This window comes from Oceanobacillus manasiensis (assembly GCF_000724085.1).
Classification (GTDB): Bacteria; Bacillota; Bacilli; order Bacillales; family Amphibacillaceae; genus Oceanobacillus_B; species Oceanobacillus_B manasiensis.
Window position 1 is genome coordinate 782,822 of sequence record NZ_CCDL010000002.1, and the last position, 19,886, is coordinate 802,707.

Below are 19,886 nucleotides of genomic sequence, written 5' to 3' on the forward strand. Positions count from 1 at the left end.
AATTTACGCCTCCATCATAATTAATTGTGGATCGCTTAACAATCGTTTGATTTGATTTAGAGCCAACTGTGCTGTTGCTCCATCAACAATACGATGATCAAAGCTTAATGACAATGCAAGAACAGGTGCAACGACAATTTCACCATCTTTTACTACCGGTTTTTCAGCAATACGACCAATTCCAAGAATAATCGCTTCAGGATAGTTTAGAACTGGTGTGAACCATTGTCCACCAGCTGAACCAATATTAGAAATTGTGTTAGAAGCACCTTTCATTTCATCTGGAGCAAGTTTACCATTACGTGCTTTTGCACCTAGTTCATTAATTTCTTGTGAAATGGTGAAGATTGACTTACGATCTGCGTTTTTCACAACTGGTACTAATAAACCTTTTTCAGTGTCCGCAGCAATACCGATATTGTAATAATGTTTCTCTACAATCTCGTTTGTGTTCTCATCAATATAAGAATTCAAGATAGGGAACTTCTTAGATGCTGAAACGAGTGCTTTGGCAACATATGGTAAATAAGTTAATTTAATTTCTTGCTCTGCTGCAACAGCTTTGAATTTCTTACGATGTGCAACAAGTTCTGTAACGTCAACCTCATCCATTAGTGTAACATGAGGTGCTTTTGTTTTGGAATTAACCATCGCTTTAGCGATTGACTTACGAATACCGCTCATCGCTTCACGAGTTTCTGGGTATTCACCCTCTGGTGCTGCCTGTGGTGCAGGTTTTTCTGCTTTTTCAGAAGCAGCCGGAGCTGGAGTATCAGCTTGAGTAGATGGCTGATCACCATTTAGGTAATTATCAATATCTTCTTTTAGAATACGACCATTTTTCCCAGATCCCGTAACAGAAGTAATGTTAACGTCATTATCACGTGCATGCTTTCTTACTGAAGGCATGGCAATGACACGTTTGTCACTACTTTCTTCTTTATCATCAGATTTAGCAGCTTCTTTTTGCTCTTCTTTTGGTGCTTCTTCTGCTGCTTCTTCTTCAGCTGAATCATCCTCATCAGAAGATTCATAGCCTTCTGCATCAAAAGTAATTAGTTTATCTCCAACTACTGCTACAGTTCCTTCTTCAACGTGAAGCTTTGTTACTTTACCTTCTACTGGAGAAGGAATTTCAACAACTGCTTTATCGTTCTGTACTTCACAAAGCACATCATCTTCTTTTACTTCATCGTCTACACTTACAAACCATTTAACTATTTCACCTTCGTGAATACCTTCACCGATATCCGGCAATTTGAAATCATATGCCATTATAACTACCTCCTGTTCACTTATTTAGAAATTCAATACAGTGTTTACTTTTTCTACGATGTCATTATGGTTAGGTAACCAAACTTCTTCAGCTGCTGAGAAGGAGTAGACTGTATCTGGTGCTGTTACACGTAATACAGGTGCTTCAAGATGTAGAATGGCTCTTTCTTGAATTTCAGCTACTACATTAGCACTTACACCAGCTTGACGTTGTGCTTCTTGAACCACTACAACACGATTAGTTTTCTTAACGGATTCGATAATAGTATCAATATCAATTGGAGAAACAGTTCTCAAATCAATTACTTCTGCAGATACGCCGTCTTTTTCAAGTTCTTCAGCCGCTTTTAGTGAAGCGTGTACCATTGCGCCGTAAGAAATTAAAGTAACATCTGTACCTTCGCGCTTTACTTCTGCTTTACCGATTTCCACTGTATATTCCTCTTCAGGAACTTCTTCACGGAAAGAACGATATAGTTTCATATGCTCTAAGAATAGTACAGGGTCATTATCGCGAATTGCAGCAATTAATAGACCTTTTGCATCGTATGGATTAGATGGAATAACCACTTTAATTCCTGGTTGTTGAGCAATTAAACCCTCTAAAGAATCAGCATGCAATTCTGGTGTGTGTACACCTCCACCGAATGGTGAACGAATTGTTACAGGTGCAGTATGATGTCCACCTGAACGGTATCTCATACGGGCAAGTTGTCCGCTAATTGAATCCATTACTTCGTAAACGAAGCCGAAGAACTGGATTTCTGGTACTGGACGGTAGCCTTCAAGAGCAAGTCCTACAGCTAATCCACCAATACCTGACTCAGCGAGTGGTGTGTCAAATACACGTTCTTCGCCGAACTCATCCTGCAACCCTTCAGTAGCACGGAATACACCACCGTTTTGACCAACATCTTCACCAAATACAAGCACATTCTCGTCGTTTTTAAGTTCTGTACGCATTGCATCAGTGATTGCTTGAATCATTGTCATTTGTGCCATGATTTACTTCGACTCCTTTTCTTTGTATTCTTCCATTTGCTCCTGCAAATTGTGTGGAAGTTCTTCAAACATATTTTCAATGAAGTCCGTTACTTTTTGTTTTGGATATTCATCTGCTTTTTTAATAGCTTGTTTGATTTCATCTTTTGCTTCTTCAATTACTTTGTTTTCTTCTTCTTCAGACCAAATTCCTTTTTCTTCAAGGAATGTACGGAAGCGTACAAGTGGATCTTTTTTCTCCCACTCATTATCTAGATCTTCTGTACGGTAACGAGTCGGATCATCACCAGCCATTGTATGTGGGCCATAACGATAAGTTAATGTTTCAATTAACGTTGGTCCTTCACCATTGATTGCACGTTCACGAGAATGTTTGGTAACAGCGTAAACAGCTAGCACGTCCATACCGTCAACCTGTATTCCTTCGATTCCAGCTGCTACAGCTTTTTGAGCAAGGGTTTTAGCATTCGTTTGTTTTTCAACTGGTACAGAAATTGCAAAATAGTTATTTTGCACAAAGAAAAGCGCTGGCGCTTTGTATGCTCCTGCAAAGTTAATTCCTTCATAGAAATCACCTTGAGACGTACCACCATCACCAGTGTATGTTACAGCAACAGCTTTTCTACCGCGTTTTTTAATACCAAGTGCTACCCCAGCAGTTTGAACGTACTGTGCTCCGATTATAATTTGAGGGCTTAATGCATTAACGCCTTCTGGCATTTGGTTACCATGGAAATGACCTCTGGAAAATAAAAATGCCTGGTATAGCGGAAGACCTTGCCAGATTAATTGAGGTACATCACGGTACCCTGGAAGAATGAAATCATCTTTTTCAAGTGCAAATTGACTTCCAAGCTGAGAAGCTTCTTGTCCTGCAGTTGGAGCATAGAAACCAAGGCGTCCTTGACGATTTAGTGCAATGGAACGTTGGTCAAGTATGCGTGTGTAAACCATTCTGCGCATTAATTCTTTTAATTCCTCATCTGATAGATCGGGCATATCATCTTTATTGACAATCTTTCCATCTTCATTAAGAATCTGGAACATTTCGAACTGACTTTCAACACTTTCAAGTACGTGTTTCAAAATAGTTCACCTCTTCCTTTCTTATATCCTTTTTAAATAATATTGTCCTTACTAGCCTACCCAAAACATAAAAAAACTGTACAAATTACCTAATAATCTTGTACCCTTTTTCATTTTCTTATAATCTTAAGTTTAATTTATCTTTCAAACTGTTACAGTTGGGCCATGACATTTATTAGTACAATAATTATTATACTTAAATACTAGCCTAAAATGTCTGTTTGGTCAAACAGTTTGTTTTTCTTATTTAAGCTACGTATTCTCCAAGTTATTCACTGAAAAAATAGTAGCTTATTATGGTATCTTTTAATCCTTGAATGCCTATAAAAAATTTCTTTCAGACCCCTAATCCGAATAAATTAAGAACTGTTATATTTGATAAGAAAATCTGTATTAATTTTTATTATACAGTTTTAGTTAGTAAACAAAAAACATCCTCATAAAAATGAAGCCGTGAAAAAAGCGTTAGATATATAAGAAACAGGACAGTTTTACAATTTGTTGATGGTTTATTAACAATAAAAAAAGAACTGATAAAATCAGTCCTTCGCATTGAAATTATTTATTACTCCGTTTCAGATTCACTTTCACCTGACTCTTCTTCACTTTGACCTTCATCTTTCTGCTCTGCGTTTTCATACTCTACTTCAATTTCAGCCTGAGAATAAAACTCTTTCTTTAAATCATTATAAGCAGTCGTACTTTGGTTAAATGATTCGTTTGCATCCAACACTTGTTGATAGCTATCATTAATAGTATTGATATGATTCGTTAGTTCTTCTTGTTCCGTCTCTTCCTCTTGCAACATTGCATATAGGTCTTTTTCTTGTTGAATGGCAGTTGAATATGCTTGGTAGAGCTCGTCATATGCTGAAAAGCGATCCATCATGGTAGAATACATATTATCTGCTGTTTCCGATAACTGCTCGTCCTCAATCTCTGCAATTAGGTCTTCTGTTTTCTCAAACTCTTCTCTGGCAGCATCAATGCTTTCTTTCTCAGCTTTTAGACTTTCTTCTCTTTCGGTCACAACATCTGTTGCCTCTTGAGAAAGCTTCTTAATTTGATCCATTTCATCTGTACCAAGTTCAATGATTTGGCTGTATAAGTCTTGTTCTTGAAGTTCGAGTTCTGTTATATTGCTCTGTTGCTCTTCAAATTCTTGCTCTTGAGCTACAGCCTCTTCCAAATGTCCATGAATTTGTTCTTCAGTTGACTCACTGCTACATGCAGATATGATGGCAAGCAAGCCAAATAATAATATGATTGATGTTTTCTTTAGCTGCATTCCTATATTCCCCTTTCATTCTCGATGTGTGCCAACAATTATAACATAAAACATTTGAAATCTCTGGTAAAAACATTACAATTAAGTAACCCAATCAAACATTATCGTTAGTCATACATATTATGATAGAATAAAACATTGAAATATATTCTATATACTAAATTTGCATGTAATCCAGCATTTTCATGACTCATACTAAACGGTAATTACAGTTCCATTAATTCAATTTTATTAGGCATGTAGGTAAAAGATACTAAAAACTTACCTTTAACACCAATTAAGCAGGCAGGAGTGACAAGTATGATTACAATGAAAGATATTGTGCGTGAGGGCCATCCTTCACTAAAAACAAAAGCTGAAGAAGTTAATATCCCCCTCCAACAAGGAGATCAGGATTTGCTTGAAGAGATGATGACATTTTTAAAAAATAGTCAGGATGAGGAAATTTCAAAGGAATATGACCTTCGTGCTGGCGTCGGGCTAGCTGCACCTCAGCTAGGCATTAATAAGCGTCTTGTTGCAATTCATTTCGAAGACTTTAATGGAAAGCTATATAGCTACGGGCTTGTAAACCCAAAGATTGTCAGCCATTCCGTTGAGGAAGCTTACCTTTCTTCTGGAGAAGGTTGCCTTTCCGTTGATAGAGCGGTTGAAGGATATGTAATACGTCATGCAAGAATAACTGTCAAGGCAACAGATATGAACAACAATCCACTAAAGCTAAGACTTAAAGGATATCCAGCAATTGTTTTTCAACACGAAATCGATCACCTCAATGGTATAATGTTCTATGATCGAATAAATAGTAAAAACCCATTTTTGGCACCTGAAAACGCAAATGCAATTGACTAGTGTCACACCTAAAATGCGAATACTACATTATAAGCTGCACGTATCGAAACCACTCTTTTGATGCGTGCGGTTTTCTTATTGCGCCACTATAATTGTCTACATGACCTATCTGGGTTGAATTATAGTAGCTAATGTATAAGAAAATAGGTTATGTGAAAAATAGAATATATCATGCTAACAAGCATTTCCATGTGAAATAATAAATATTTTTCCAACAAATAGCGTATTTTTATTTCAATATTCCTCAACTCGTACTATACTATAGCTAAGAGGGATTGGATCGGTAGGACGTTTTTGTTGCTTTTCTTAATATTCGAAAGGAGTTGCATTCGTATGTTAAAACGCCTAAAGGAAAAGCTCAAGAAACGCTGGAAAGACTTTTTAGGCCAAGGACGTGTACCTTCAACTTATAAAAAAGACTACCATTAAGGTTTCCCAATTACAGTGTGAAAAGGTACAATATCTAATATGAATGTTACGGAAAAATTACAGGTGCTCTTGTATTGCCCTATTTACGGATTGTTGACTCCTATGAGTCAACAGGCAATCAGGAATACAAATTGAATAAATAAAATGTAGATAGATTTACGTAAGGAGAGATGAGAGTGATTTATAAAGTTTTATATCAAGAATTAAAAGATGAGATTCCGGTTCGAGAACGTACGAAAAGTGCGTATGTAGAAGCGGATTCCATTCGTGAAGTTCGTTCCAGTTTAAATGAGAAACAATATAACATTGAATATATCCATGTTCTAGACGAGGCACATTTAGAATATGAAAAACAATCTGAAACCTTTAAAGTGGAGAATGCTTAGGATATGAAGTTTGTTAAAAATGACCAAGCAGCAGTTTTTGCACTTGGCGGTTTAGGTGAAATCGGAAAGAATACCTATGGTGTTCAATTTCAAGATGAAATTATCTTAATTGATGCTGGAATTAAATTCCCAGAAGACGAGCTTCTAGGTATTGATTATGTTATTCCCGATTACACTTACCTTGTGCAAAACCAAGATAAAATCAAAGGTTTAATCATTACCCACGGTCATGAGGACCATATTGGTGGAATACCATACCTTCTCCGTGAAATAAACGTGCCGATCTATGCAGGGAAACTTGCAATTGGATTAATTAGAAATAAACTGGATGAACATGGTTTACTAAGAAACGCAAAGTTAAACACAATTCAAGAAGACGATATCATCAAATTCCGTAAAACATCTGTAAGCTTTTTCCGTACAACACACAGTATTCCTGATTCTTACGGAGTAGTCGTTAAGACACCACCAGGAAACATTGTACACACTGGTGACTTCAAATTTGATTTCACACCTGTAGGGGAACCAGCAAACCTTTCCAGAATGGCAGAAATAGGCAAAGAAGGCGTACTTTGCTTACTTTCAGATAGTACTAATAGTGAAGTACCTGGTTTTACAATGTCTGAAAAGGTTGTCGGTGAAAATATCCATGATATTTTCGGTAGAGTAGATGGCAGATTAATATTTGCTACTTTCGCTTCCAACATCTATCGCCTCCAACAAGTTGTAGAAGCAGCAGTTAAACACAATCGTAAAGTGGCTGTTTTTGGACGAAGCATGGAAAATGCAATTAACCTTGGACAGGAATTGGGTTACATTCAAGCCCCTAAAGATACGTTTATTGAAGCAAATCAAATAAACCGTCTTCCTGCAAATGAAGTTACGATTCTTTGTACCGGTTCTCAAGGTGAGACTATGGCTGCCCTTTCTCGTATTGCAAACGGTACACACAGACAAATTCAGATCATACCTGGCGACACTGTTGTATTCTCTTCCTCACCAATCCCTGGAAATACAGTTAGTGTCGGTAGAACGATCAATAAGCTCTATCGCGCAGGAGCAGATGTGATTCATGGAAAATTAAGCAACATTCATACATCTGGTCATGGAAGCCAAGAGGAACAAAAGCTGATGCTACGCTTAATCAAACCGAAATACTTCATGCCAATCCATGGTGAGTATCGTATGTTAAAAGAGCATGTTAAGCTTGGTAAGCAATGTGATGTTGATCCAGCTAACTCCTTTGTAATGGATAATGGTGATGTGCTTGCATTAGGTAAGGATAATGCCATCATCGCAGGAAAAATACCATCAGGCTCTATTTATGTAGATGGTAGTGGTATTGGAGATATTGGTAATATTGTACTTCGAGACCGACGTATCCTCTCTGAGGAAGGTTTAGTCATTGTGGTAGTAAGCATCAATATGAAAGAATTCAAAATCTCAGCAGGTCCAGATATTATCTCACGTGGATTTGTTTATATGAGAGAGTCCGAAGACTTGATTAACGAAGCTCAAAAACTTGTCTCAAACCATTTAAATAAAGTGATGGAACGTAGAACAACACAATGGTCAGAAATCAAAAACGAAATTACTGATACCATTGCACCTTTCTTATATGAGAAAACAAAACGCAGACCTATGGTTCTACCGATCATAATGGAAGTGTGACATACAAAAAGCCCGGAATAGCATTTCCGGGCTTTTTTATATCTAAGTTTCTCTGTATAGATTCAATCTTCTATTACAAGGTTCTTTTCAAAGCGTGATATATCTTTATCCGCACCTATAACGATAAGAACATCCTCTTCTACTAATACATCTTCAGCTGCAGGGGAAACATTAATGTCCTTGCCTTGTTTAATTGCCACAACGTTACACCCATAGTTTGCACGAATATCAAGATCAATTAAGGTCTTTCCTACCATTTTGTTCCCTGCTTTTACCTCCACAATACTATGATCATCTGAAAGCTCCAAATAATCGAGTATATTATTGGAAATAATATTATGGGCAATTCTTTTCCCCATATCTCTTTCTGGATGTACTACATTATCTGCACCGATTTTGTTAAGAATCTTCTCGTGATAATCATTTTGAGCTTTTACTGTAATCTTCTTGATTCCAAGATCAGTCAGGATTACTGTAGTTAGAATACTGGCCTGAATATTATCACCTATTGCTACAATGACATGGTCAATATTTTTAATCCCCAACTCTTTTAAGGAAGCTTCATCTGTTGCATCTGCTATCACTGCATGGGAAGCAATATTCTTATATTCATTAATTTTATCCTCGTCGTTATCAATTACAAGCACTTCCATCCCTTCCATGCTTAACTCACGACATATACTTCCCCCAAACCGTCCTAGTCCAATTACTGCATAATCTCGTTTCATTGTTTTTCCTCCATCACTCATCATTGTCAATATAGCTATCATACATGATGAATTGAAAAAGGAGCAACCTCTTTTCAAGTTGCTCCTTTTTTTATTACATGGCATCAAGCATTTGGAATTGTGATTTAACTAAACCAAAGTACTCTCCACGCTTTTCCATCAACTCTTCATGATTACCATTCTCCAGAACTTTACCATTTTCCAAGACAAAAATATTATCTGATTCTCTAATTGTAGACAATCGATGAGCAATTATAATTGCTGTTCTACCTTCAAGCAACGTATTTAATGCTTTTTGTATTTTTACTTCTGTCTCTGTATCAATACTAGCTGTTGCTTCATCTAAAATAAGAATAGTTGGATCTGCTAAAAGCGCTCTAGCAAAAGATAGCAATTGTCTCTCCCCTGCGGATAAAATGCTTCCTCTTTCCTCAACCTCTGTTGCATATCCTTCTCCCAATCTTTGAATAAAGTCATCTGCACCAACTACTTTAGCTGCTTCCATGACTTCCTCATCCGTTGCGTTAGGCTTACCGAAACGGATATTTTCCATTATGGTACCTGAAAAAATAAAAGTATCCTGTAAAACGACACTAATTTTTTGACGAAGGCTATTGATTTTAACATCCCTTAAATCATGCCCATCAATTCTTACAACCCCTTTTGTAGGATCGTAGAACCTGCTAATTAAGTTAGCAATAGTGGATTTCCCACTACCCGTATGCCCTACAAGGGCGATAGTCTGCCCTTGCTTTATATCAAGCGATATTTCATGAAGAGCAATTCTTCCTTGTTCATAGGAGAATTCCACCTTATCAAATTCAATGTTGCCTTTCATATCTTCAATGTGATAAGAGGTTTCTTTTTCATCAACATTTGGTTTTTCATCAAGAAATTCAAAAATCCTTTCAGAAGCTGCCATTGCCATTAAGAGTTGATTATACATTTGACCAAGACGTGAAATAGGTTCCCAAAACATTCCAAGGAAAAAGGCAAATATTACAAATGTACCGAGTGCGATTCCACCATTGCCTTCACCAAGTAATATAAGATGTGCTCCATAAGCAATTAATATAACGGTACCAATGGCATTACACATCTCAACGAGTGGTCTAAACATCGCACTCTTTTTTGAAGCTCCACGAAAACTTTCAAAGAAACCGTGGTTCACACCATCAAAATATTCCCCATTCTCCTTTTCTTGAGAAAAAGATTGAGTGATCCGCATCCCTTGAATTCCCTCGTTTAAATGTGAGTTCATTCGAGATTGTTGAATGCGTACTTCTTGCCATGAACGACGTATATTTCTCCTTAGCTTTGTGGAAATGTAAAACATGATTGGCAATATAACCATGATGGCAAGCGCAAGTTTAGGACTTAGCACAAACAGAATGACGATAATGCTGACTAATGTCACAACATCCATCAATAGGTTAATGATTCCATTTGTAAACAGCTCCTGCAATGAATTGATATCATTCATAATCCTTACAAGAATCGAACCCGCTGACCGAGAGTCAAAAAAACGATGTGATAACCGTTGCACATGGGAAAACAAGTGCTGTCGTAAATCGTAAATTACATTTTGGCCCAGAATATTTACCCATTTGATCCGGAAAGTATTTCCCACAAAGCTTAATAAGTATAAGAGACCAATACCAATCACTAGATACGTTAACATCGTGGTATCTTCATTTTTTATGGCAACATCAATTGCAACTTTACCAATTAAGATTGGTACGATTAGTCTAACTGCTGTGGAAACGAACATGGCAATAATTGCCGCAGGTAGATAGTTTTTCGAATATGGTTTCAAGTAGACAAGCAAACGCATCATCTGTTTCCAGTTAAACTGTTTTTCAATTGCCTGATCAACTGTATAATGAAATCGCGTTAAATGTCTGTTTTTCTCGTTTTTCGTTTTAGCACTCGCCATCGAATCCCCCCTTTATATTTCTACTGTTCCTAGAATAGCTTCCCGGTCTTGATATTGAATATCGTAAATACGTTGGTATGGTCCATTATTAGAAACTAAATCTTCATGTACGCCCCGCTCTACAATTCCCCCGTCTTCCAGAACCAATATTTCATCTGCATGCTTTAACGAGGATATCCGGTGAGCAATAATGAAAGAAGTTCTCCCTTTCATTACTTCCTTTAATGCCTTTTGTATTTTAAATTCTGTTTCCATATCAACTGCCGAGGTAGCATCATCAAGTACGAGAATACTTGGATCCACACAAATAGCACGAGCTATAGCAATTCTCTGTTTCTGACCACCTGAAAGACCCATCCCTCTTTCTCCTAACATCGTATCGTACCCGTTTGGCATTTCCATGATAAATTGATGTGCTTGTGCACGTTTAGCTGCATCAATAACCTGCTCATCCGTCACATTCGGGTTACCGTAAGCAATATTTTCTCGTATGGAAGTAGAGAATAAGAAGGGTTCCTGTAAAACAAAACCAATACTGTTTCTCAATTTTTTTAATTCATAATCCGCCACTGGCCTTCCATCAATTAAAACTTCTCCTTGTTCTGCTTCGTAAAACCGGGTAATCAATTGAGTAATACTAGTTTTACCTGAACCAGTTGCTCCAATTAGACCAATCACTTTACCCGGAGGTGCATCAAACGAAATATTTTTTAATGCTGCATCGTCATCCTCTATATAAGTAAGCGTCACATCGTTGAATGTAACATGCCCTTTAATATCCGTTTGAATTGCATTTTCTTTTTCCACGATGTCTTCTTTGGCATCAAGAATCTCTAGTAATCGTTCTCCAGAAGCTTTCGCCTGTGAAAACTGATTCACAACAAACCCTAGGTTCATGAGGGGGCCCATAATGTACCAAACCAAACTAAAGAATGCAACAAGTTCACCAGTTGCTAAGCTACCCGAAATTACAAGATATCCTCCAAAGGTCAGTAAGGCTACCGCACATACATCTCCTATAAACTCCATAAATGGAAAGTATTTTGCCCAAATGCCAGATGTCTTTAAATAATTTTGGCGATAGTTATCGTTATTAGTAGAGAAACGATCAATTTCAAAGTCCTCTCTTGATAATGATTTCACTGTGTTCATACCACTTATATTTTCCTGAACCCTTGTATTTAGCTTCCCAAATGATTTTCTAATGCTTCTAAATGCAGGGTGTACTCGTTTATCAAACTTAAATACGACGATAATTAAAAAAGGCATAGCTGCCATTGTTACCAAAGCTAATGGAACTGAGTAGTAAAACATAACTGCTAAACTAAGACCTATCAACAGTACAATCCGAATTAATTCTGCAAACCCTGCTGATAGAAAAAATCGGAATCCCTCCACATCTGCTGTCAATCGAGACATGATATCACCTGTTTTAGCGTTGTCATAGTATTTAAAAGACAACTTCTGTAATTTTTCATAGAGGGCATTTCTTAGTTTATAAACAGATATAATTCCAAATAAATCTCCTAGATATTGATGAAAATATGTTGCAACTCCTTTAACAATCATCAATGAAATAAAAACACCCGCAATGTACGGTATCAGTGAGTATTGATTCCCATATACAACATTATCAATGGTTTGTTGTAATATAATTGGATAAACTACCGTAATGGACGTCATGAATAAAAGAAATACAAGCGATATAAAGAAGTATCTCTTATTTGGCCAATAAAATTGCTTTAGTTTTTTAAACGTGTTCAAACGATTCCCTCCCTTAAGATGTTTATTTTCCGTAATTACTAATATAACGGGTTCCGAAATAAATATCTACTGCTTTTGCTTAATTTTTTAAATTTTTTTCAAGTTCGATTTATTTCCTATTTATTTTTTTGATGATTAGTTGTATTAGTATCACATCAACAATTATATACAAAAATCACCAAGGCAGATTCTTTTGGTTTCCGCCTTGGTGATCCCTCAATTAATATCTTCAAATGTATTAGAAATGACTCTCCTGTACCCAAAATATCTATTGCATTGTTGCTGATTCAACAAAACGTTCTACTCGTTTCTTAAGTAGTTTTCCTGAACCACTACTTTGCTTATATCTTAGTTTCCCACTTCCATCAAACAGAAAATAGGCAGGGACAGTACGAACATTAAAATGTTTTGAAAGTACATCGTTATCATCCATCGCAATAGGATGGGTTATGTTGTATTTTTGCGTTTGTTGTATGACCTTTTCAAGTTCTTTATCTTTTTCCGAACGAGGCATATGGACAGCAATAACCTCCAGTCGCCCTCGATGTGTGTCCATCAGAGTTTGGATAAGGGGTATATTTCTTTTGCAGGAATCACAACTTACTGACCAAAAATGAATAAGAACAGGAATTCCTTGGCATAATTTCTCATTTTTAATTTCCTGATGAAGCCAATTTGTTGCACCAGATAGGTCCGGAATCGATTCTCTTAATTGCATAACGTTCCTCCTTATTTTTACTTTTTACTCCTTTTATCTATATGTATTCCCCTCCTATTTTGGTGCCTGAAAGTAAAAACAAACAATGGATATTAAGGATTATCTTTAATTTTTTCAGGATTACTAGAGAATAAGCCCGGCCTGCTGTTAGCTGGGTCAACGGGACCCTTTACTGACAATTGTTCTCCCACTTAGAATGCTTCATTACTACACCCCTCGGCTAACTACCGGTGAAGTTGGCTAAATGTTTCCGTTATACGCAAAAAGAAAAGCCCTCCTATTGGAGAGCTTTTGCTTTTTAAAATGCTTAACTAAGCTTTTGGTTTACCTGGTTACAAACAGTTTCTGCATTTGTTCCCTGTGCATTAATAACTGGACCTGAAATGATTGTATCAGCCATACCCATCATATCTTTGTCTTGCCCAGAAATTACGCAACAATCACAATATGCTGCATCCTCTGCTGACCTTAAGTCAACTACTTCATGTCCCATTTCCATTAGAGCAACCTTCACATCAGATAATGTGCCTTCAACACCAATTCGAGCCATTATAAAGCCTCCCATATAGAAAATCTCCTATATAGTTTCTGCATATATATTTATGTTATGCATGGCTAGTTGCTAATTTTGCAATGGTTTGCACTACCGCTCTTACTCCAACAGATAATGCATCCTCATTTGGGTTAAGTTGAGCATGATGTAATCCGTGAGGAGAGGCTACCCCGAGCCAGAACATGAACCCAGGGATTTCTTTTAACATGTAGCCAAAATCCTCTCCCGTCATGGCAGCAGGGGCTGTGTTAAATTGAATATTATGCTCTTCCATCACTTGGGAGAATAGATCCACATAGAAAGCTTCATTGTACACTTGATAATAGTTTGCTCCAAAATCCACATCTATTTCACATTCATAGGCAAGTGAGAAACCATCCATTAACTTTTGCAGCTTTTCCTTGATAATGGGCATAGTTTCCGGGCTAAGTGTCCGAATAGTGCCTTCAAGTCGGGCTGTTTCTGCAATAGCATTTTGTACAAAGCCACTTTCCATCTTGCCAATCGTTATAAGGGCACTTTCCAAGGGATCAATTCCTCTGGATATAATTTGTTGAAGTTGTACAACAAATTGACTTGCGGCAACCGTCATATCTTTAGCCAAATGTGGGTATGCAGCATGGCCACCTTTACCTTTAAAATCGAAGAATAGTTCACTTGTATTAGCAAATAGCAGCCCTTCCCTACTCGAAACCGATCCGACTGGTAACTCTGGTGCAATATGTAATGCAAAAATGATATCTGGACGCCATTCTTGAAACGCCTCTGATTGAAGCATAGGAAGAGCCCCCCCCGGTCCCTCCTCTGCTGGTTGAAAAACAAACAAGAGATCGTCTACTGGGGGATTCTCAATATAGTAATGGATAGAACCAAGTGCAATGGTCATGTGAAAGTCATGCCCACATGCATGCATTCTTCCTAAGTGGCTAGAAGAAAAGGCAAGTCCCGTCTCTTCCGTGATAGGAAGAGCGTCTATGTCAGCGCGAAAACCAATTGTCTTCTTAGGATTTGTCCCTGAAATGCGAACAAGTATCCCGGTTTTCCACTTCTTTATTTGAACGCGTTCTGTCTGCCATTCCATTAACTTTCCTAGTAGGTACTTTTGTGTTTTAAATTCTTGAAAGCCAAGTTCAGGTATTTGATGTAAATCTCGCCTTATCGAACGCAGGGATCTTTCTTCCATCATTTCAACCACCTAATTATCTAGCTTACGTAGCTCTTGCTTAATTTCAGTCTTAGATTTTGTATTTTCATCGATTTCTTTAAGTACTTTTGCTGGTGTACCGGCAACAAGTGTATTTGGCGCCACATCTTTCGTTACGATAGCACCAGCAGCGACGATTGCGCCTTTCCCTACAGTCACTCCTTCAAGTACAACCACATTAGCTCCAATCACCACGTCATCCTCGATTACAACAGGTTTGGCTGAAGGTGGTTCAATAACTCCTGCAAGGACTGTTCCAGCTCCTATATGGCAATTTTTACCAACTGTAGCTCTTCCACCAAGTACAGCATTCATATCAATCATCGTACCAGATCCAATAACAGAGCCAATATTAATACTCGCTCCCATCATAATCACGCAACCATCACCAATTTCTACTTGGTCTCTAATAATTGCTCCAGGCTCTATTCTCGCGTTAATTCCTTTTAAATCTAGCAACGGAATTGCTGAATTTCTTCTATCATTTTCGACTACATAATCTTCAATAGTCACTTCATTTTGGTCAAGTATAGACTTAATTGCATTCCACTCACCAAATAAAACACCGCTTTTATTTTCAACAAAAGCTTGTATGTCTTCACCAAACTGCAATGTCTCTAGGTTATCACCTTTTATGTAAACTTTAACAGGTGTACTTTTCTTACTATTAGAGATAAAACTAATAATTTCGTTTGCATCCATCATTTTCAAAGTCTCTTCCTCCTAATACTTTAATAACTTTACTTTAGCAGACGCTTTTTACTCAAGCAATAATAAACTATTTTCATGGAAAAACAAGGTAATTAAACCCATTTAAAAAGCGGTAATTCTCAAACTTTTCTAGAGGTTTACCGCTTTTTTTATACTTCATGTATTATGCTTCATATAGAGATGTATAGATATCTTTCTTAAGCCGTTTAAGGATAGCTCTTCTTGTTATAATTCCATCGAAATATCCCTCTTCATCCACAACGCAAACAAAGGGATGATCTATAACTGCATTCAGTCCGCCCATTATATTATCTTCTTTTTTTAAGCAAGGCAGCCCTTCATTCATTACGTCCTTTACTTCCATGTGAGCAAGCTTCTCCATCTCAAAGCGCTCAAGACCAAGGATTTCATTCAAAATTTTCGTTTTACCTATTGTTCCTTGAAGTCGGTAGGATGGGTCCAACACAGGCACCGCTGAGTAGCCAGATTTTACTAAGACCAGTAAGGCATGCTCCAAAGGATTATTCACTTGAACATGCGCTACCTTTTCCGATGAAATCATTAAATCCCCTACTGTAACAGCAGTTAATTGATTTGCTTGAATCATACTCATAGCATGCGCTCCTTTAACATCTATCTTCTCAATTAACAATTATTTTCTAATTACATATCAAACGTAAAAATTTCCAGTCACCTTTTAGTCTACCATAACTGAACAAATAGAAAAAATATCTTAACATATTTCTTGATAATTCACACACACTTATATTATTATATGAGCATATAATCATATAATAAAGGAGATTGAAAAATTGAACTACAATCCAATTGATGAAAAATTAATAGATCAAGTTTCCTTAACCTTTAAAGCACTTGCTGACCCGACCCGCATAAGAATACTCGATTTATTGTTTCAGCATGAATGCTCAGTAAGTCAAATTGCACACACGCTCAATATGAATCAGTCTGCTATATCACATCAGTTAAAATATTTGAAACAACTCCGCCTGGTAAAAAGCAGACGAGACAAAACTAAATACTATTACTCGCCTGATGATTACCATGTCATGAATTTGCTTGAACAAGCAATAGAACATGCTAAGCATATTAATTAGGAGGAGATACAAAATGGGACACAACCATTCACATAGCCATGATCATGGGCATTATCATACCTCGAATAAGAGGGTACTATTCTGGAGCTTTTTAATCATATTTACATTTATGATCGTTGAAGCTATAGGAGGATACCTTACCAACAGCCTAGCCTTGCTATCAGATGCTGGCCATATGTTAAGCGATGCTGCAGCGTTGGGACTTAGTTTGCTTGCGTTTAAAATTGGGGAGAAACAAGCTACCTCTGATAAGACATATGGATATAAAAGGTTTGAAATTGTTGCAGCATTTATAAACGGTCTAACCCTTATTATTATCTCTCTCTATATCTTTTATGAGGCCTATCATCGTTTTCTTGAACCACCGGAAGTTAATGCCGGAATGATGGTAATTGCGATTATAGGGTTGCTTGTAAATATTTTGGTAGCTTGGATGCTTATGCGGGGGGATTCCCATGAAAACTTGAATATCAAGAGTGCACTTCTACACGTTTTTGGAGACTTATTAGGATCAGTGGGGGCCATAATTGCAGGTGTTTTAATTATGCTCTTTAGCTGGAACATTGCCGACCCAATAGCAAGTGTGTTGGTGTCTGCTTTAATTCTTTACTCTGGCATTAGAATCGTGAAGGATTCTTTACACATCTTAATGGAAGGCAAGCCAGAGAATCTAGACGTATCTTCTTTAAAAAAAGCTATCGAAGAGCTTGAGGGTGTTTGTGATGTACATGATTTACATGTATGGTCCATAACTTCAGAGTTTCCAGCAATGAGTTGCCACGTTGTCGTAAAGCACGACACAAATAGAGACCAGTTACTCACTAAAATAAACAGTTTAGCAAGTACTACGTTCCACATTTCACATTGTACAATTCAAGTCGAGGGTATGAATACAGCTATCCATTCAAACTGTCATCCGTGTGAATAGCACTAATTCCAGAACCTCCATTTTTTGTGGAGGTTCTCTAGTTCTCCCAAGATATCATATTTATCTAGAACGGAAATTTATTCAACCATTGTCCTCCATCTAGTGTGATCACTTCTCCGTTCATATACGCTGCTTTTTCAGACAGCATAAAAAAGGCCAAGTCGGCTATCTCTTCTGGTTTACCTAATCTCCTTAAAGGAACAGATTCTATGGTTCTCTTTGCAGCTTTTTCAGATTCAAATAATTTGTCTGCTCCTCCTGTACGCTCTATAGGACCAGGGGCGATTGCATTCACTCTAATTCCATATTTAGTCCCCCACTCCACGGCTAATGTACGTGTCATATTCAATACTCCAGCTTTCGCCGCAGAGGAATGAATAACCCCCGCACCTGCATTCCATGCATATGTTGCTACCATGTTAATAATCGAACCTTTAATATTTTGTTCTATCCAGTATTTCCCAACTTCCCTGCTACAATAAAATGTGCCATTCAAAACAATGTTTATGACAGAATTCCAACCATTAACCGATAGTTCTTCAGCCGGTACAATAAAGTTTCCAGCTGCATTATTAACCAAATGATGTATTGCACCAAAATGTTCTACCGATTCTTCAACAACTCTTTTTACAGAGTCCGGATCCCGTACATCTAATTGAACAGCATGTATGGAACCATCAACTTGATCTAACAACTCCTTTTTAACCGCTTTCAATTTTTCGCTATCTCTACCTGTAATAACCACGTTTAACCCTTCACCTGCAAACTTTAAAGCCATGTGTTTACCCATTCCACTCGTGCTACCAGTAATAAGAACTGTTTCATTTTGTTTTTTCATTTCCCAACCCCCTCACTATTCATACTATTCGGAATTAAACTCAAAGTCAAAGAGCAAAAGTTTAGTTGAATCTCATTAATAACTGAAGTGCAAAACATGTTATAATTTATATTTAATGTATGTATAGAAAGGTTTGACCAATATGAATCGACGTTCCTTTATAAAAAGATCAATTGGCAGCCTCCTTGCTCTAATTGGTATCGGTGGTGGCACTTACTATTATGCTAGAGATATTGAACCAAGGATGCTACAAGTCCAAAACATAAAAATTATAGATGATACCCTCCCTGCTTCGTTTAATAAATTTAAACTTGTGCAATTTTCTGATACACATATTGGGTTCCATTATAGTGTAGAACAACTACGAGAGTTAGTTAAAAAGATTAATAGTATGAAACCTGACCTTATAGTATTTACAGGCGATCTAGTAGATGAGCCACATAGGTATTCATGGAATAATAATTTAATAAATGTTCTTAATTCTCTTGAAGCATCTCAAGGCAAATATTGGATTTACGGGAATCATGACCATGGAGGCTATGGTACAGAAAAGGTAAAGGAGGTTATGGAAGCTTCTGGTTTCGCTCTTTTACAAAATGAGCATTCCGTAATTGAACTAAACAATGAGCGAATCATTCTTTCGGGAATTGATGATGTTATGCTAGGAAGACCAGATTTGGGGAAAGCTTTAGAAAATGTAAACCCGGATTTATTCACATTATTACTTGCACACGAACCAGACTTTGTTGAAACAGCAGTAGACTATCCGGTTAATGTACAACTATCAGGTCATAGTCATGGCGGACAGGTTCGCTTACCTTTTATAGGACATTTATACACCCCAAAATATGCAGAAAAGTACGTTGAAGGAAAATACTTATTAGACGATGGAAGATTGCAGCTATTTGTTAATCGTGGAATAGGTACAACCAGGCTACCCTATCGTCTTTTTTGCAAACCTGAACTTCATGTGTACACATTACACAATGAGTGATATTAACCCATTTTATATTACTTGCATAGACTAAAAGGAATACAAGAATGAAAGGGAGATTAACTTGCATTATCACCAGTATATACCATATCGTAACGATCAGTCTCAAGATGATACGCGATTTTTCCCTGTCCTTCCTTTTTTAACAGGCCTTGCTTTCGGCCCACTATTATATGGTGCCTTTCAGGGTGGAGGATATCCTTCATACCCTCCGTACCCTCCATACCCCCCTACACCATATTACCCATATGGATATGGTTATAACCAAGTACCACCATACTATCAGCCATATTAAAATCCATATTATCATAGCAGCAATCGATTCTACCTAGTCGACTGCTGCTTTGTTAACATTTTGTACATGGTTTTTTATTTGCCTTCATGCTAAAATTAATAGGATTTAAAAAG

The 19,886-nt window shown here is 37.2% G+C and carries 20 protein-coding genes; 6 read left to right on the forward strand and 14 right to left on the reverse strand.

Annotation, left to right across the window (positions count from 1 at the left end):
• Window positions 1-3: 3 nt before the first annotated feature.
• From BN985_RS13155 to BN985_RS13170, 4 genes are all read right to left on the reverse strand, one after another.
• Window positions 4-1,275, reverse strand: coding sequence for a dihydrolipoamide acetyltransferase family protein (locus BN985_RS13155; protein WP_042223924.1), 1,272 nt, complete (start codon window positions 1,273-1,275; stop codon window positions 4-6).
• 24 nt (window positions 1,276-1,299) lie between these two features.
• Window positions 1,300-2,277, reverse strand: coding sequence for an alpha-ketoacid dehydrogenase subunit beta (locus BN985_RS13160; RefSeq protein ID WP_042223925.1), 978 nt, complete (start codon window positions 2,275-2,277; stop codon window positions 1,300-1,302).
• A 3-nt stretch (window positions 2,278-2,280) separates the two neighbouring features.
• Window positions 2,281-3,324: a pyruvate dehydrogenase (acetyl-transferring) E1 component subunit alpha gene (gene pdhA, locus BN985_RS13165; protein ID WP_232225592.1), complete on the reverse strand. Its 1,044-nt coding sequence runs from the start codon at window positions 3,322-3,324 to the stop codon at window positions 2,281-2,283.
• A gap of 604 nt (window positions 3,325-3,928) precedes the next feature.
• On the reverse strand, window positions 3,929-4,651 hold the full coding sequence (locus BN985_RS13170; protein ID WP_042223927.1) for a YkyA family protein: 723 nt from the start codon (window positions 4,649-4,651) through the stop codon (window positions 3,929-3,931).
• 300 nt (window positions 4,652-4,951) lie between these two features.
• Here BN985_RS13170 and def point away from each other — a divergent pair, with 300 nt between their 5' ends.
• The 3 genes from def to rnjA all read left to right on the forward strand — a co-directional run bounded on the left by def (window position 4,952) and on the right by rnjA (window position 7,989).
• The gene (def, locus tag BN985_RS13175) at window positions 4,952-5,503 is read left to right on the forward strand and encodes a peptide deformylase (protein WP_042223928.1); all 552 of its coding nucleotides are present in this window, start codon (window positions 4,952-4,954) and stop codon (window positions 5,501-5,503) included.
• Window positions 5,504-6,108: 605 nt separating this feature from the next.
• On the forward strand, window positions 6,109-6,318 hold the full coding sequence (locus BN985_RS13180; RefSeq protein ID WP_042223929.1) for a DNA-dependent RNA polymerase subunit epsilon: 210 nt from the start codon (window positions 6,109-6,111) through the stop codon (window positions 6,316-6,318).
• A gap of 3 nt (window positions 6,319-6,321) precedes the next feature.
• Entirely contained in the window at window positions 6,322-7,989 is a 1,668-nt protein-coding gene (gene rnjA, locus BN985_RS13185; protein WP_042223930.1) for a ribonuclease J1, read from the forward strand.
• Window positions 7,990-8,051: 62 nt separating this feature from the next.
• On the opposite strand, the gene BN985_RS13190 is transcribed toward rnjA, so the two are convergent.
• From BN985_RS13190 to cbpB, 8 genes are all read right to left on the reverse strand, one after another.
• Window positions 8,052-8,717 (reverse strand): potassium channel family protein, encoded by a 666-nt coding sequence (locus tag BN985_RS13190; RefSeq protein ID WP_042223931.1) that lies wholly within the window; start codon window positions 8,715-8,717, stop codon window positions 8,052-8,054.
• Window positions 8,718-8,811: 94 nt separating this feature from the next.
• The gene (locus BN985_RS13195; RefSeq protein WP_042223932.1) at window positions 8,812-10,653 is read right to left on the reverse strand and encodes an ABC transporter ATP-binding protein; all 1,842 of its coding nucleotides are present in this window, start codon (window positions 10,651-10,653) and stop codon (window positions 8,812-8,814) included.
• 12 nt (window positions 10,654-10,665) lie between these two features.
• Window positions 10,666-12,417, reverse strand: a complete 1,752-nt coding sequence (locus BN985_RS13200; protein WP_042223933.1) for an ABC transporter ATP-binding protein — start codon at window positions 12,415-12,417, stop codon at window positions 10,666-10,668.
• 268 nt (window positions 12,418-12,685) lie between these two features.
• The gene (locus BN985_RS13205; RefSeq protein WP_042223934.1) at window positions 12,686-13,135 is read right to left on the reverse strand and encodes a TlpA family protein disulfide reductase; all 450 of its coding nucleotides are present in this window, start codon (window positions 13,133-13,135) and stop codon (window positions 12,686-12,688) included.
• Window positions 13,136-13,442: 307 nt separating this feature from the next.
• Entirely contained in the window at window positions 13,443-13,685 is a 243-nt protein-coding gene (locus BN985_RS13210; RefSeq protein ID WP_042224101.1) for a YkuS family protein, read from the reverse strand.
• Window positions 13,686-13,740: 55 nt separating this feature from the next.
• Window positions 13,741-14,871, reverse strand: coding sequence for an N-acetyldiaminopimelate deacetylase (locus BN985_RS13215; protein ID WP_042223936.1), 1,131 nt, complete (start codon window positions 14,869-14,871; stop codon window positions 13,741-13,743).
• Between the two features lie 12 nt (window positions 14,872-14,883).
• A complete protein-coding gene (gene dapD, locus BN985_RS13220) occupies window positions 14,884-15,603 on the reverse strand; it encodes a 2,3,4,5-tetrahydropyridine-2,6-dicarboxylate N-acetyltransferase (protein WP_042223938.1) in 720 nt (239 codons plus the stop codon).
• A gap of 163 nt (window positions 15,604-15,766) precedes the next feature.
• Window positions 15,767-16,216, reverse strand: a complete 450-nt coding sequence (gene cbpB / locus BN985_RS13225; protein ID WP_042223939.1) for a cyclic-di-AMP-binding protein CbpB — start codon at window positions 16,214-16,216, stop codon at window positions 15,767-15,769.
• A gap of 199 nt (window positions 16,217-16,415) precedes the next feature.
• On the opposite strand from cbpB, the gene BN985_RS13230 reads away from it, so the two are divergent.
• Both BN985_RS13230 and BN985_RS13235 read left to right on the forward strand, forming a co-directional pair.
• Window positions 16,416-16,718, forward strand: a complete 303-nt coding sequence (locus BN985_RS13230; protein ID WP_084157548.1) for an ArsR/SmtB family transcription factor — start codon at window positions 16,416-16,418, stop codon at window positions 16,716-16,718.
• A gap of 13 nt (window positions 16,719-16,731) precedes the next feature.
• Window positions 16,732-17,646 carry a cation diffusion facilitator family transporter gene (locus tag BN985_RS13235; protein ID WP_042223941.1) on the forward strand — a complete coding sequence of 305 codons (915 nt, stop codon included), beginning with the start codon at window positions 16,732-16,734 and terminating at the stop codon, window positions 17,644-17,646.
• A 64-nt stretch (window positions 17,647-17,710) separates the two neighbouring features.
• Here the strand turns inward: BN985_RS13235 and fadH are convergent, their stop codons facing one another.
• The gene (fadH, locus tag BN985_RS13240; RefSeq protein WP_042223942.1) at window positions 17,711-18,484 is read right to left on the reverse strand and encodes a 2,4-dienoyl-CoA reductase; all 774 of its coding nucleotides are present in this window, start codon (window positions 18,482-18,484) and stop codon (window positions 17,711-17,713) included.
• 142 nt (window positions 18,485-18,626) lie between these two features.
• Here fadH and BN985_RS13245 point away from each other — a divergent pair, with 142 nt between their 5' ends.
• A complete protein-coding gene (locus tag BN985_RS13245) occupies window positions 18,627-19,478 on the forward strand; it encodes a metallophosphoesterase (protein ID WP_042223943.1) in 852 nt (283 codons plus the stop codon).
• A gap of 59 nt (window positions 19,479-19,537) precedes the next feature.
• On the opposite strand, the gene BN985_RS19575 is transcribed toward BN985_RS13245, so the two are convergent.
• Window positions 19,538-19,702 carry a hypothetical protein gene (locus BN985_RS19575; protein ID WP_156960127.1) on the reverse strand — a complete coding sequence of 55 codons (165 nt, stop codon included), beginning with the start codon at window positions 19,700-19,702 and terminating at the stop codon, window positions 19,538-19,540.
• Between the last annotated feature and the right edge of the window lie 184 nt (window positions 19,703-19,886).